Annotated in this window: 12 protein-coding genes; 2 read left to right on the top strand and 10 right to left on the bottom strand. The window is 67.3% G+C overall.

Annotated features, from left to right (window positions below):
- Positions 1–1,489, bottom strand: a 1,489-nt coding sequence (locus ACE039_RS19785) for an amino acid permease (RefSeq protein ID WP_485823147.1), incomplete at its 3' end; no start/stop codon positions are given.
- A gap of 134 nt (positions 1,490–1,623) precedes the next feature.
- Here ACE039_RS19785 and ypfH point away from each other — a divergent pair.
- Both ypfH and ACE039_RS19775 read left to right on the top strand, forming a co-directional pair.
- Positions 1,624–2,328, top strand: coding sequence for an esterase (gene ypfH, locus ACE039_RS19780; protein WP_310029033.1), 705 nt, complete (start codon positions 1,624–1,626; stop codon positions 2,326–2,328).
- A 7-nt stretch (positions 2,329–2,335) separates the two neighbouring features.
- Positions 2,336–3,145: an IclR family transcriptional regulator gene (locus ACE039_RS19775; protein WP_310029031.1), complete on the top strand. Its 810-nt coding sequence runs from the start codon at positions 2,336–2,338 to the stop codon at positions 3,143–3,145.
- A 42-nt stretch (positions 3,146–3,187) separates the two neighbouring features.
- On the opposite strand, the gene ACE039_RS19770 is transcribed toward ACE039_RS19775, so the two are convergent.
- The 9 genes from ACE039_RS19770 to ACE039_RS19730 form a co-directional block, all read right to left on the bottom strand.
- On the bottom strand, positions 3,188–3,982 hold the full coding sequence (locus tag ACE039_RS19770) for an SDR family NAD(P)-dependent oxidoreductase (protein ID WP_485823146.1): 795 nt from the start codon (positions 3,980–3,982) through the stop codon (positions 3,188–3,190).
- Between the two features lies 1 nt (position 3,983).
- Positions 3,984–4,961: a Bug family tripartite tricarboxylate transporter substrate binding protein gene (locus ACE039_RS19765; RefSeq protein WP_105556820.1), complete on the bottom strand. Its 978-nt coding sequence runs from the start codon at positions 4,959–4,961 to the stop codon at positions 3,984–3,986.
- Positions 4,962–5,059: 98 nt separating this feature from the next.
- The gene (locus ACE039_RS19760; RefSeq protein ID WP_485823145.1) at positions 5,060–6,787 is read right to left on the bottom strand and encodes a thiamine pyrophosphate-binding protein; all 1,728 of its coding nucleotides are present in this window, start codon (positions 6,785–6,787) and stop codon (positions 5,060–5,062) included.
- Positions 6,788–6,800: 13 nt separating this feature from the next.
- Positions 6,801–7,634 (bottom strand): hypothetical protein, encoded by an 834-nt coding sequence (locus ACE039_RS19755; protein WP_485823144.1) that lies wholly within the window; start codon positions 7,632–7,634, stop codon positions 6,801–6,803.
- Positions 7,635–7,922: 288 nt separating this feature from the next.
- On the bottom strand, positions 7,923–9,344 hold the full coding sequence (locus ACE039_RS19750) for an efflux transporter outer membrane subunit (RefSeq protein ID WP_105556823.1): 1,422 nt from the start codon (positions 9,342–9,344) through the stop codon (positions 7,923–7,925).
- A gap of 74 nt (positions 9,345–9,418) precedes the next feature.
- The gene (locus tag ACE039_RS19745) at positions 9,419–10,333 is read right to left on the bottom strand and encodes an efflux RND transporter periplasmic adaptor subunit (protein WP_105556824.1); all 915 of its coding nucleotides are present in this window, start codon (positions 10,331–10,333) and stop codon (positions 9,419–9,421) included.
- Between the two features lie 2 nt (positions 10,334–10,335).
- A complete protein-coding gene (locus ACE039_RS19740) occupies positions 10,336–10,548 on the bottom strand; it encodes a DUF1656 domain-containing protein (protein WP_105556825.1) in 213 nt (70 codons plus the stop codon).
- Positions 10,545–12,608 carry an FUSC family protein gene (locus ACE039_RS19735; protein WP_485823143.1) on the bottom strand — a complete coding sequence of 688 codons (2,064 nt, stop codon included), beginning with the start codon at positions 12,606–12,608 and terminating at the stop codon, positions 10,545–10,547. Before ACE039_RS19735 ends, ACE039_RS19740 begins: the two co-directional genes overlap by 4 nt.
- Positions 12,605–13,081 carry a MarR family winged helix-turn-helix transcriptional regulator gene (locus ACE039_RS19730; RefSeq protein WP_105556827.1) on the bottom strand — a complete coding sequence of 159 codons (477 nt, stop codon included), beginning with the start codon at positions 13,079–13,081 and terminating at the stop codon, positions 12,605–12,607. Before ACE039_RS19730 ends, ACE039_RS19735 begins: the two co-directional genes overlap by 4 nt.
- Between the last annotated feature and the right edge of the window lie 154 nt (positions 13,082–13,235).

Genomic DNA, 13,235 nt, shown 5'->3' with positions numbered 1-13,235 from the left:
CGCCGGCGTCCAGCTCCAGTCCGTAGAAGCGCATGTCCCCGTACCTGACCCAACGCGACCGCTTCACCACGCGGTGGCCGATCCACAACGCCAGGAACAGCGGAATGGCCAGGTAGGTTGAAACTACTCCGATCCAGTCGATGCGTTCTTCCAGGAAGGCCTGGTAGTTTTGGCCCAGCGTCACCACCAGGCACAGCACGAAGGCCAGCAGCGGGCCGAACGGGAACAGGCCGGCCTTGTAGGGCAGGTCGGCCGTGTCGTAGCCATGCTTCACGTAGCCCTGGCGGAACCGGTAGTGGCTGACCGCGATGCTCAGCCACACGATGAATTCCGTCATGCCGGCAAAATTCAGCAACCAGATATAGACGGCCTTCGGGCTATACACCACGCTGAACAGGCACAGGCAAGCCAGCGCCGTGGTGGCCAGCAACGCATACAACGGCACGCCGTTGGCGGTCAGCCGCTTGAAGACGGCCGGCGCCTGGCCCTCGGCGGCCATGTTGAACAGCATGCGCGTGGCGGCGTACATGCCTGAATTACCCGCCGACAGCACGGACGTCAGGATCACGGCGTTCATCACCGTGGCGGCAGACAGCAGCCCCGCGTGCTGGAACACCAGCGTGAAGGGGCTGACGGCGATGTCCTCGACCTCGTTGCGCAGCAGTTGCGGGTCGGTGTACGGCACCAGCAGGCCGATGATCAGGATGGCCAGCACATAGAACAGCAGAATGCGCCAGAACACATTATTGATGGCGCGCGGCACGTTGCGGCGGGGGTTTTCCGATTCGCCCGCGGCCACGCCTACCAATTCCGTGCCTTGGAAGGAATAGGCCACCACCATCGCCACCCCCACCCAGGTGGCCGCATTGCCCACGAAGGGCGCGTCGCCGACTGCCCAGTTGGCAAGGCCCACCGGGTCGCCGCTATGGATGATGCCCACCAGCATGCCCAGCCCCACCGCGATGAAGCACAGGACGGCAACGACCTTGATGATGGCGAACCAGTATTCGGCTTCGCCAAAGCTGCGGGCGGAAAACGCGTTCAGCCCGAAGGTCAGCGCCAGGAAGGCGACGCTCCATATCCAGCCTGGCGTGTCCGGCAGCCAGTAGGCCATGACCAATTGGGCGGCCACCACGTCCACGGCCACCACCGTGGCCCAACTGACCCAGAAATTCCACCCCAGCGCGAAGCCGAAGCCCGGGTCCACATAACGTGACGCATAGGTGCAGAACGAACCCGACACGGGCATGAAGGTGGCCAGTTCGCCCAGGCTGGTCATGATGAAATAGACCATCAGGCCGATCACCAGGTAGACCATCAAGGCGCCACCCGGACCGGCTTGGGCGATCGCCGCGCCAGAGGCGACGAACAGGCCGGTGCCGATGGCTCCGCCCAGCGCTATCATCGTGAGGTGGCGTGCCTTGAGCACGCGGTGCAGCTGATTCTGGCTCGCAGGCGTGGCGCCCGAGTCGGTGGTCGGTGTTTGCATTACAGGGGTGAAAGAGGGCCGTTGCGGCCGCAGTCCGGCTTGACGCCAATGGGTCGTCCGCGTTAAGCCGCGCATTTTACAATGCTGTCATCAGGGCGTAGCCCAACGGCCTTATGCCAGCACGGAGCAGTCTCATGGCGTCTTCCAGTTCTCTTGAATTTCTTCCCGAACCCGGCGTCGACGTGCGCCAGTTGTTCATCTTGCTGCACGGTGTGGGCGGTTCGCCCGAAAACCTGCGGCCCATGGCCGAAGCAGTGCGCGCGGCGTTTCCGACGGCGGCGGTGCTGGTGCCCGAAGGGTTCGAGCCTTTCGACGGCGGCGCGACGGGGCGGCAGTGGTTTTCGGTGCGCGGCGTGACCGAAGACAACCGTCCCGAGCGAGTGGCCCGGGCCATGCCACCCCTGGAAGCCTATGTGCGTCAGGCGCAGGCCCGCTTCAGCCTGCTGCAATCCGACACGGCGCTGGCCGGCTTTTCGCAGGGCGCCATCATGGCGCTGGAACTGGTGCAGGCCCACGATGGCATGGCGGGGCGTGTGATTGCGTTTTCCGGCCGCTACGCGCAATTGCCCAAGACCGCGCCCCAATACACGACCATCCATCTGCTGCATGGCGCCGATGACCCCGTCATGAGCGCGGCCCACATCCAGGCCGCGCAGGCCCGGCTGGAAGAACTGCATGGCGATTCCACCATCGATATCGCCAGCCACGTCGGCCACGAATTGCATCCGGCGCTGGTCCAGCGCGCCATCGTGCGTTTGCAGACCTGCGTGCCGCTGCGCAGCTGGGAAGCGGCGCTGGGCCTGAACCAGACACCGCCCGACGGCGCCACGCTGCACTGATCGCACGATGAGCACCGCGCGTTCTTCCGTGCCCGCCCCGCCGCGCGCCGCCGACTCCGTGGGCGGCGCGCAAAGTATTTTTCGTGTGCTGCGCCTGTTGAAATACGTGGGCGCCGCGCCCGCGCGTGGCGTGGGGCTGAGCGATGTCGTGCGTGACATCGGCCTGACGCCACCCACCGCGCATCGCATGCTGTCCGCGTTGCTGCAAGAGGGTTTCCTGTCGCTGAACCCCAAGCTCAAGACCTACAGCCTGGGACGCGAGTCGTACATCCTGGGCCTGGCTGCCGAAAGCCGCCATGGCATCAAGGCCATCGCGGAATCGGCCGTGCTGCGGCTGGCGCAATCCACGGGGGACACCAGTTTTCTATCGGTGCGTTCGGGCCACGAAGCCGTGTGCGTGGACCGCAAGACGGGCGACTTTCCGATCAAGATCCTGACGCTGGAAGTGGGCCACCGGCGGCCATTGGGCGTGGGGGCGGGCAGCCTGGCGCTGCTGGCGTTTTTGCCCAATGACGATATTGATCGCGTGCTGGCCCGTTATGACGCCACCACCGCGCCCGACCTGCCATCCCCCGACATGCTGCGGGACGACATTGCCGCCGCCCGCAAGCAGGGCTATGCGCTGAACCCGGGGCGCATCATCCCCGACATGCTGGGCGTGGGCGTGCCGGTATTCGACCGCGAACAGAACGTGGTGGCGGCGCTGAGCGTGGCGGCAATCCGATCGCGGCTGTCGGGTGCGCGGCTGCATGATGTGGTGGCCGCGTTGCAGCGCGCCGCGTCCGAACTGTCGGCGGATTTGCTGCCGCGTCCCTGACCGCAGTCGCAGCCGTAGCCGCAGCCGCAGCTACACCCCCGGCTAGCGCCCTGCGCAGGCCTTGCCGCCATCGACCGGCAAGCAGACGCCGGTGATGTACTTGGCCTCGTCGCTGGCCAGGAACAGCGCGGCATGCGCCACGTCCCAGGCGTCGCCCATCCGGCCCATCGGGCTGGCGGCGTTGCGGCGACGGCGCATTTCCTCGACGTCCTGGAACTGGCCGGCGATCTGCTGGTAGATCAGCGGCGTATCAATCACGCCGGGCAGCACCGCATTGACCCGGATATTGTCCGGCGCGTAGCGCACCGCCAGCGACCGGGTCAGGTGGTTCAAGCCCGCCTTGGCCGCGTAGTAGGACGTGTATGGATAGGTGTTGACCTGAATCGAGGCCAGCGACGAGATGTTGACGATGCAGCCGCCGCCTTGCGCCAGCATCGCCGGCAGCACGTGCTTGCAGGTCAGAAACACGCCGGTCAGGTTGGTGTCCAGCACGCGATGCCAGCTTTCCTCGGTCGCTTCAATGGGATCCCCCATTTCCGTGATGCCCACATTGTTGTGCAGGATGTCGATGCGGCCGGCCTCGTCCAGTACCCGCGCCACCACGGCCTGGATCTGCGCCGATTGCGTCACGTCGGCCACCAGCGCGCGACACTGCCCGCCTTCGGCCTGGATGATGCGTTCGGTTTCCTGGGCCGCCTCCGCCCGCACGTCCACCGCGTACACCCGCGCCCCTTCGCGCGCATAGAGGGCGGCGGCCGCCTTGCCGTTGCCCCAGCCCGGCCCCGACGACCCCGCGCCGAACACCAGCGCTACCTTGTCCTTGACGCGCTCTCCCATGTCATTGCACCGAGATGTGGGCGAAGTCGGCCACCTTCTTCCACTTGGACACGTCCGCCTGGATCATCGCGCCGAAGGCATCCGGCTTGTCCGCCACCACATAGGCGCCCACGCCCGCGTACTTGGCCTGTACGTCGGGGTCGGCCAGCGCCTTGCGCGACGCGTCGTTCAGCTTGGCCAGCACGTCCTTGGGCAGGCCGGCGGGCGCCAGCAGGCCGTTCCACATTTCGGCGTCGTAATCCGGCAGGCCCACTTCGGCGAAGGTGGGCACGTCGGGCAGTTGCGGCAGGCGCGCCTTGGCCGCCACCACGATGGCCCGCAGGTTGCCCGACTGGATGTGCGCCATGGACGAGGCGGCCGTGTCCCACAGAATCGGCACCTGCCCGGCGATGACGTCGTTCAACGCCGGCCCCGTGCCGCGATACGGCACATGCATCATGTCCAGGCCCGACAGCGATTTGTAGTACTCCATGGCCATGTGCGTGGCGCCGCCGTTGCCCGACGACGCATACGAATACTTGCCCGGCGCGCCTTTGATCAACGCGAAGAACTGCGCGTAGTCCTTGGCCGGAAAGTTCTTGTTGACGACGATCACGCCCGGCACGCGGATGATCTGCGTGACGGGCGTGAAATCCTTGACGGCGTCGTAGGGCAGGTTTTGGTACACGGCGGAGTTGGTGCCGTTGGTGCTGGACGTGCCCAGCAGCAGCGTGTAGCCGTCGGGCGCGGCGGAAGCCACCGCGCGCGTGCCGACCGTGCCGCCCGCGCCGCCCCGGTTTTCCACCACCACCGGCTGGCCCAACTGCTTGCCCAGCGCTTCGGCGAAGATGCGGCCCACCACGTCGGACGTGCCGCCGGGCGGGAAGGGCACGATGAGCCGCACGGGGCGATCAGGGTAATTGGACTGCGCGGCGGCCGCGCCGGACAGCGAGACGGCAAGGGCCGCGGCTGCCAGGGTGATCCAGGTTCTTCTTTTCATGATGTTGTCTCCTTGCTTGATATTGTTGTGCGTCCAGCGTTGGTGGGATGCCTGGCCTTGTCCCGGCCATTGTTTTCGCTATGTGCCCCGGCCGAAGGTCACGCGATGCGGTCTCCGGGCTTGATCTTCGCCGCGCGGCTGTCCACCCCGGGCAGCATGTGCGCCGGGTCGCGCGTCACCACGACGTCCAGGATGGTGGGGCGGTCCTTGCAGGCGTACGCGCTGGCCAACGCCGCCTGGATGTCGGCGGGGTCTTCCACGCGGATGCCGTTGCAGCCCAGCGCGCGCGCTACATTGGCGTAGTTGGTTTCCGCAAGGTCCGACGATTGGTAGCTGCCGCTGCCGTACATCAGATGCTGAAGCGCCTTGATATACCCCGACGCCGCGTTGTTCACGACCACCAGCGTGAACGCCAGGCCCATGCGCACCGCCGTTTCCAATTCGCCCAGCGACATATTGCAGCCGCCGTCCCCCGTCAGGCTAACGACCTGCCGGCCCGGCGCGGCGGCGGCGGCGCCAATCGCGCCGGGGATGCCGTAGCCGATGGAGGCAAAGCCGCGATCCGGCACGAAGCCGCGCCCGGCGCGCTTGGTGTCGAACAACAGGCCGCCCCAGTGCGCGGCAAAACCGCCGTCCGCCACCAGAATGCCGTCTTCGGGCAGCGTCGCGTTGATCTCGTGCATCAGTCGCGCCATGCCGATGGGGCTATCCGGCGACGTCAGCTTGCCCTGCACGGATTCACGCCACGTGTGCATCGCCTGGCCGACTTCATCCGCATAGGCCTGGCGGTCGGTTTGCAGCGGTTGTTCGGCCATGCGCTCGGCCAGCTCTTGCAGCGTGGCGCGGGCGTCGCCCCACAGGCGCAGGGCGGGCGTGGTCGTGCGGTCGAATTCCTCGGCCACGATGTCCAGATGAATGACGGGCGCGCCCGCGCTCAACAGCTCGTAGCGGCGCGTGGCCACTTCGCCCAGCTTGCAGCCCACCACGAACAAGCAATCGGCCTTGGCGATGAAGTCGTTGGCGATGCGGCTGTAGCGGCCGAACAAACCCGCGTTCAGCGGGTCGCTGCACGCGATGGCGCCTTTGCCGCTCATGGTGTGGGCCACCGGGATGTTGAAGCGCTGCGCGAAGGCCTGCACCGCCGCCGCGGCGTCGCTGATGTGCACGCCGCCGCCGCACAACATCAAGGGCCGCGCGGCGCCGGCCAGCATGCTGGCGGCTTGGGCCAGGTCATCCGCGTCGGGCCGGCAGCGCAGCGCCGGGGCGCGGCGGGTGTTGGCGCTGGCGAAGAACGCGTCGGCGTCAAAGGCGTGGACCGCATGCGCGATGTCTTCGGGCACGTCCAGCACCACGGGGCCGGGGCGCCCGCTGGTGGCGACGGCGAAGGCGCGCCGCACCAATTCAGGAATGCGCTCGATCATCTCGATGCGCAGCACGTCTTTCACCACCGGCCGCAGCACTTCCAGCTGGCGCGCTTCCTGCGTCATGTTCTTCCAGGAATGCAGGCGGTGCGAATCGCCCACCAGCGCCACCAGCGGCGTGCCGGCGTTGAAGGCTTCGGCCAGACCGGTGACCAGATTCGTGGCGCCCGGCCCCAGCGTGGCGTCGCACACGCCGGGCCGGCCGCTGACCTTGGTGTAGGCGTCGGCCGCGAACACGGCGCAGCGCTCGTCGTTGATCAGGTGATGGTTCAGGTTCAGGCGACGCACGGCGTCGTAGAACGGCAGCAGCTGAAAGCCGCCCATGCCGAACATCAAGCCGACATCATGTGCGGCGAACATGCGCGCGATGGCTTCGCCGCCCGTGATTTCCAGTTTTTCCGACATGCGAGGTGTGCTCCTAAGTGTTGGCGCGCCCGTTGAGCAGGGCATCGATAAAGGTTTTCAGTGGGGTGCCCACGCGGCCGCCCAGATCGCGGGCGCGCGCGTTGGCTGACGAGATCACGCCTTCGTCGTAGCAGGACCGCGCGTCGCCGATGCAGGCGCTATGGGCCGACACGGTCAGCGCGGCGATGCCTCGCTGCTGCAACAGCGGCAGCCGGCCGATGCCCGCGCCGTCCCGGCCCAGGCCGGCGTCGTTGAAGGTGACCAGCCGGGGCGTGGCCTTGACGCCGTCGGTTTGCAGGCCGGCCAGGCGTTCGCCGTGCGATGCCGTGACAGCGATAAGGCCATCGTCGCGTTGATCCAGCAGCGATACGGAATCCGCGCCGATGACTTGCGGCGTGCCGTCGGCCGCCGCCTGCAACACCATGCGCGATTCGTCCAGCAACGTGGGGGGCGGATAGACGGCCACCGACAGGGCCAGCCGCGCGGCGGCCTCGGCCACGCGCATGCCCGGCACGCAGCCCAGCGCCTGCGCCAGTACGTTGGCGTGGCTGATGACGCCGTGGCGCAGCATGTCCGCGCCGTCGCCGATGCGGCAGCTTTGATAGCCGGCGGCGGCGGCGGGCACGCCCCAGCCCTGCAGATCGGACAGGCCGGCAATGCCGGCTTGCCGCAGCCCCACGCCGGCGTCGTTCAGGATCACCGCCCGGACCCCGCCGCGCGCCGCGCAATAGGCGGCGTAGCGTCCGCCGTGGGACCCGGCGATCACCACGCGGCCAGCGTCCGCGCTACCCAGCTTGGTGATGCTGTCGAGCACACGGGCGTCGATGAGGGTTGCTTGTGATTCCATATTGTGGATTTATGGTTATAGGAATGACTGCTGGGGGAAATTAAAAGGCAAAGTGCAGGCCGACCTTGCTTGTCTCTGTGTTGTTCTATCTATACAAATGATTCTACGGGCGCGAAAAGCGATACGGCAATGATCAATCCACATTATGGAAATGGATTTGCTGGGGCCTTGCGAGTCACGATCGGCATCGCGCCCCGGCGCTCACTGCGCGCGCTTCTGAATGGCCGCGGCAGGACGAAAAAAAAGCGCCCGGGTAGGGCGCCTTGGGGGCATCACGCTGCTTGCGGGCTACTTCTCCCAGCCGCCGCCCAATGCCAGGAAGACGGCGATCTGGTCGCTGCTGAGTTCCGCCTGCGAGGCCGCCAGCGCGCTTTCGTTGGCGGCCAGCGTGCGTTCGGCATCAAGCACCGTCAGGTAATCGGTCTTGCCATACTGGAACAGCCGGCGCGCTTGCGAGGCGGCTTCGGCGCTTTGGTCGCGGGCGGCGCGCAACGAGGCGTCGCGATCCAGTTGGCGCGCGTAGACGACTAGCGCGCTTTCGGTTTCCCGCAGCGCATTCAGCACCGTGGCGTCAAAGCGCGCCACCGCGGCCTTGGTGTTGGCCTCGGCTTCGGCGATGCGGGCCTGCACCGCGCCGGTATTCGGGATGGTCCATGAGATCAGCGGACCCACGCTCCAGCCGAAGGTGCCGCGGTCGCCGAACATGGAAGCCGGGCCGCCCGATGCGCCGGACAGGCCCAGCGTGATCTTCGGATACAGGTCGGCCGTGGCCACGCCGATGCGCGCCGTGCTGGCGGCCAGTGTCCGCTCGGCCTGGCGGATGTCGGGGCGGCGGCGCAGCAGCGCGGCGCCGTCGCCCACGGGGATGGTGGCGGTCAGCCGCGGCGCGGCGGCGCATTGCAGCAGCGACGACGGGATTTCGCTAGGCGTCTGCCCTGTCAGCGCGGCCAGGCGATACAGCGCGGTGCGCTGCTGCGACTGGAAGGGCGGCAGGTTGGCCTGCAGTTGTTCCAGCTGGCTGCGGGCGCGGGTCACGTCCAGCGTGGTGCCGCGTCCGGCGCGCTGCAGCCGGCTGACCGCGTTCAACGATTCCTTCTGCACCTGCACCGAATGCTGGGCCGATGCCAGCTGCATGCCGGCCGAGCACAGGTTGGCATAGGCGCGCGCGGTCTCGGCCGCCACGGTGACGCGGGTGGCGTCGTAGGCGGCCTGCGCGGCTTGCGCGTCGCCGCTGGCGGCTTCGATGGCACGGCGGATCTGGCCAAACAGGTCCAACTGGTACGACACGCTTGCGCCGGTCGAGTACGACCAGCGGCTGGGTGGGTCGACGCCCGGCTGCAGTTCCTGCAAGCCCGACACGTGGCCAAAGGTAGGCGACGCGTTGACGCCGATCGTGGGTTGCTGCTGCGCCTGGGATTCCTGCACGGCGGCTTGCGCGCGTTCCAGATTGGCGCTGGCCACGCGCAGGTCCGTGTTTGCCGACAGGGCCTTTTCGACCAGGCCGTCCAGCACCGGGTCGTTGTACAGACGCCACCAGTGACCCGACACGGCCTCCTGCTGGAACACGCCGGCCTGCGCTTCGACGAAGGCGCCCTGGGCGGCCGGCCGCTGCACGACCGAACCGGCGGGCACCTGATAATCAGGGCCCACGGTGGTGCATCCGGCCAGCGCAAGGGCCAGCATCAGCGGCAGGAGGTGTTTGGTATTCATGGCAGGTACGGCTTGGCGTTGAATGATGGGGTTGAAAGTCGGAAAGGGCGCGCGGAATGGTGAAGTCAGGTCGGCTAACCGGCGTCTGCCGCCGCCTGCGCCGTTTGCGCCGGCTTCGGATCCACCGAAACGGTGGCGGTCTGGCCGGCGACCAGGCGCACGCCGTCGGGCACGTCGTCGATCTTCACGCGGACCGGGATGCGTTGCGCCAGGCGCACCCAGTTGAATGTGGGGTTCACGTTGGGCAGCAGGTTGGCGCCCGTGCTGCGGTCGCGGTCGGCAATGCCCATGGCGATGCTCTCCACGTGGCCGCTGATGCGGCGCGAATCGCCCATCAGCGTCACCGTGACGGGGTCGCCTTCGTGGATGCCGGGCAGCTTGGTTTCTTCGAAGTAGCCTTCCACGTAGAAAGACCCGGCATCCACCAGCGCCATGACGCCGCGGCCGGCCGAGGCGTAGGACCCGGCGCGCAGGTCCAGATTCGTGACGCGGCCGTCGCTGGCCGCCACCACGCGGCTGCGTTCCAGATTCAGGCGGGCGGTATTCAATTGCACTTGGGCCTGGGCCAGCGCGGCTTCGGTCTGCTGTACCTTGGTCTGGCTCTGTTCGACGGCTTCGGCCGCCACCAGTTGGCCCAGCGAGCGGTTGCGCTTGGCGTCGCGCAAGGCCTGGTCGTGCGCGACCTGCTGCGAACGCACCGAGGCCTGGGCCTGGTCGAACGCCAGCTGGAAACGCGCGCGGTCGATTTCAAACAGCAGGTCGCCCGCCTTCACGTCCTGGTTGTCGTGCACGGGCACGCTCGTCACCAGTCCGGAGACGTCGGGCGCCACCTGAACCACATAGGCCTTGACGCGGCCATCCCGCGTCCAGGGTTCGACTTCATAGTGCACCCAGAGCTGCCAGCCGGCGTAAGCGGCGGCGGCGACGACGACGGCCGTCACTGCGAACTTGCCGATAGCAGCAGGGCGAAGGGCATTGGGGAGTTTCATACCTATCTCTGGAGAAAATAAGGGGATATCAGGGAAACGCCATACAGCAGCACCACGAACAGCGCCAGGTCGAACAGCGCGGGGTGCCACACCAGGCGGTACAGCCCGGCGCGGGCCAGCACGCGGCGCACGGCCCAGGCGACGCCCAGGGTGACCATGCCCAGCACCAGCAGCCAGGGGAAGTAAATGCCGTAGAGATTGAATTCGCCGATCATGATGCGTAGCCCTCCCGGGTGGGATGGGCGGGTTGGTAGTCGGGCGCGTCGGGGAAGAAGGCGCGGCGGATGCCCACCAGGGCCACCACGGCGCGGTCGCGGGCGGCCAGGCCTTGCGGCGTGGCGGCCACGCTGGACAGCGCGCGGTCGATCTGCGCCAGGAACTCCGGCGTCTTCTCGCCGATGCGCCACGACGAGCGGGCACGGAAAAATTGCGCAAGGCTGTTCAGCACGGGCAGGATCGTGGGCTCGGCCATCGGCAGATGGCGGCGTGCGCGTTGCAGTTCCGTGATGTCCCGGCCCACGCGCAGGTCTTTCAACGCGTCGGCGGCAACCAGATCGTCCGGGCGCTTCGCAAGCGCCAGGCGCGGCTGCAACAGGCCGATGCGATCCAGCATGCGGGCCGCATAGGTATGGCGCGAGGGGGCGCGCGGCGAGCTGGCCAGCGTCGCCAGTTCCTTCCAGTTGGCCGCCTGGATGCGGCGGGCGCTCCAGTCGGCGCTGACCGTGCGGAAGATGGCGGCGATGATGGCGGCGGTCGCCACGCCCATGCACTGCGCCACCTGGGTGTCGATGAAGGACACGACGTCCGCGGTATTCGTGTCTTGCAGCGCCATCGTGCCCAGGAATCCGAACAACATGGCCATTCCCTTGCCGGTGCTGGCGGGCCGCGCAATGAAGATGCCCAGCACGAAGGCGGTAGGCAGCATCGACAGGGCCAGCATTTCAAAAGAATGGATGGCGGGCATGATGCCCAGCAGATACAGCGCCGACAACGGGATGGAATACACCGTGTAGGTCAGGAACTGCATGATGCCCGGCACCGGGTTGTCCTGCGACGCGAAGAAGCAGCTGAAGATCGCGGCCATCATGGCCGCGGTGGCGCCGTTGCTCCAGGCCGTGCCGATCCAGAAGGCGCAGCACACCGAAATGGCCACGCCCGCGGCCAGCGCCGACAGCAGCGCCATGCCATGGTCGCGGTGCAGCGCGGCGTTGGGATCGCGGGCGGGGCGGGCCGCGCGCAACGGGGCCCGCAGCGGCGCGCCTTGCAGGCCGGCGCGGATCTCGCGGCGCAGCGCAAGGCATTCGTCATAGGTGTCGATCAGTTCGCGCAGCCGCGTCATCAGGCTGGCCAGCAGGGCGTCGCGCCAGGTGGAGTGGCTGTCGATGGCGGGCGTCAGGCGCGAGACGGCAGCACGCAATTGCACCGCCGTTTCGTGCGAGGCTTGCGCGCCGGCATTGATCCATTCGGAAATGTCATGCAGCAGCGGGGAAACGGGTTCGGGCAGGGGCTGGTCGTTGGCTTGCAGCGCACGCAGGCGATCTTCCACGGCGGACACGGCCGGCGTCAGTGCCGAGATCTGGTCCTGCATGGCGCGCACCGCGCCGGACGTCCAGCGCAGGTTGCTCGTGTCGAACGGCACGTGCGTGGACAAGAGGCGAAGCTGAGTGATGTCGTTGGCCAGCACGCGGCGGTCGCGATCGCGCTGTTCGGCGTTCTGGCCGCTAAGCGTGTCGTGCATCCAGTTGCGGGCGTCGCGCACGGCCTTGTCCAGTTGCAGGGTCAGGGCAGGGGCCAGGCCGCGGGGCAGCACCAGGCTGTGGACCAGGGTGGCGCAGACGATCCCCAGGCTGATCTCTTCGACGCGCGCAAGCGCCGTGTCGAACACCAGCGACGGGTCGGTCACGCTGGGAAAACCGATCATCGCCGCGGTGTACCCGGCCAGCATGAACAGGTACGACCGTGGCGTGCGGTCCAGCACCGACATGTACAGGCAGGCGCCCACCCACGTGACCATCGCGGCGGTCATGACCACCGGCGAGTTGGACAGACGCGGCACCATGTAGACGGTGGCGGCCGAGCCGACGAAGGTGCCCACCAGGCGGTACAGCGCTTTCGAGCGCACGGCGCCCGACCACGGTTGCGCCACGACATAGGCGGTGGTCATCGCCCAGAACGGACGCGGCAAACCGATGCTGTAGGCCAGATAAAGCGCCATGATGGCGCTTAGGTAGCTCTTTAGCGAAAAGATGGTTTCGCGGACGTTCGGCAGTTTCACGATGGGTCGTCCTGCGGATGCCCGCCGGTGGCGCCGCGGCCCAGCGATACCTTCAAGGCGTCGAAGACGCGCAGGCACGCTTCCAGGTCGGCTTCGCTGACGCCGTGGAAGAGGCGGCGGCGCAGTTCCACCAGCACGTCCTCGACTTGCGCGCGCAGCGCATTGCCGGCGTCGGTCAGGTGCAGCGTCTTGGCGCGGCGGTCATGGGCGTCTTCGCGGCGCTCCATCAGGCCCGCGGCGACCAGTTGGTCCAGCACGCGCACCAGCGACGGGCCTTCGACGCCCAGCGCTTCGGCCAGCGCGCCCTGGCGCACGCCGTCGCCCAGGCGGCCCGCCAGGATAACGGGCCAGGCCGTCGCTTGCGACAGGCCGTAGTCTGCCAGCGCCTTGTCGGCGGCGCCGCGATAGGCGCGCGACAGCACCATCAGGTTTGCGGTGGTGGCCATGAGTTGGGAGTCGGAAGGAGATTTCATGGAATAGATTGTATCCTATCTATTAGCTTACTAATAATTGAAAATGGCGAATATCCCCATTGATTTTTTCAATTGGCTAGATAGGAGCGCGGTTTTCCATCAGTGGAAAACAGGGGCGAAAAGGGGTGAAAAGGGGGCGCGGGCGCGGGGGGGG

Source organism: Achromobacter maghribensis (genome assembly GCF_057334215.1).
Note: the sequence above shows the minus strand (reverse complement) of the source record. Positions and strands in the feature narration are given on the sequence as shown.

Bases quoted from the DNA above. Each gene is read 5' to 3' on its own strand.
- ypfH (WP_310029033.1), top strand. From the start codon at position 1,624: ATGGCGTCTTCCAGTTCTCTTGAATTTCTTCCCGAACCCGGCGTCGAC.
- ACE039_RS19775 (WP_310029031.1), top strand. From the start codon at position 2,336: ATGAGCACCGCGCGTTCTTCCGTGCCCGCCCCGCCGCGCGCCGCCGAC.
- ACE039_RS19770 (WP_485823146.1), bottom strand. From the start codon at position 3,982: ATGGGAGAGCGCGTCAAGGACAAGGTAGCGCTGGTGTTCGGCGCGGGG.
- ACE039_RS19765 (WP_105556820.1), bottom strand. From the start codon at position 4,961: ATGAAAAGAAGAACCTGGATCACCCTGGCAGCCGCGGCCCTTGCCGTC.
- ACE039_RS19760 (WP_485823145.1), bottom strand. From the start codon at position 6,787: ATGTCGGAAAAACTGGAAATCACGGGCGGCGAAGCCATCGCGCGCATG.
- ACE039_RS19755 (WP_485823144.1), bottom strand. From the start codon at position 7,634: ATGGAATCACAAGCAACCCTCATCGACGCCCGTGTGCTCGACAGCATC.
- ACE039_RS19750 (WP_105556823.1), bottom strand. From the start codon at position 9,344: ATGAATACCAAACACCTCCTGCCGCTGATGCTGGCCCTTGCGCTGGCC.
- ACE039_RS19745 (WP_105556824.1), bottom strand. From the start codon at position 10,333: ATGAAACTCCCCAATGCCCTTCGCCCTGCTGCTATCGGCAAGTTCGCA.
- ACE039_RS19740 (WP_105556825.1), bottom strand. From the start codon at position 10,548: ATGATCGGCGAATTCAATCTCTACGGCATTTACTTCCCCTGGCTGCTG.
- ACE039_RS19730 (WP_105556827.1), bottom strand. From the start codon at position 13,081: ATGAAATCTCCTTCCGACTCCCAACTCATGGCCACCACCGCAAACCTG.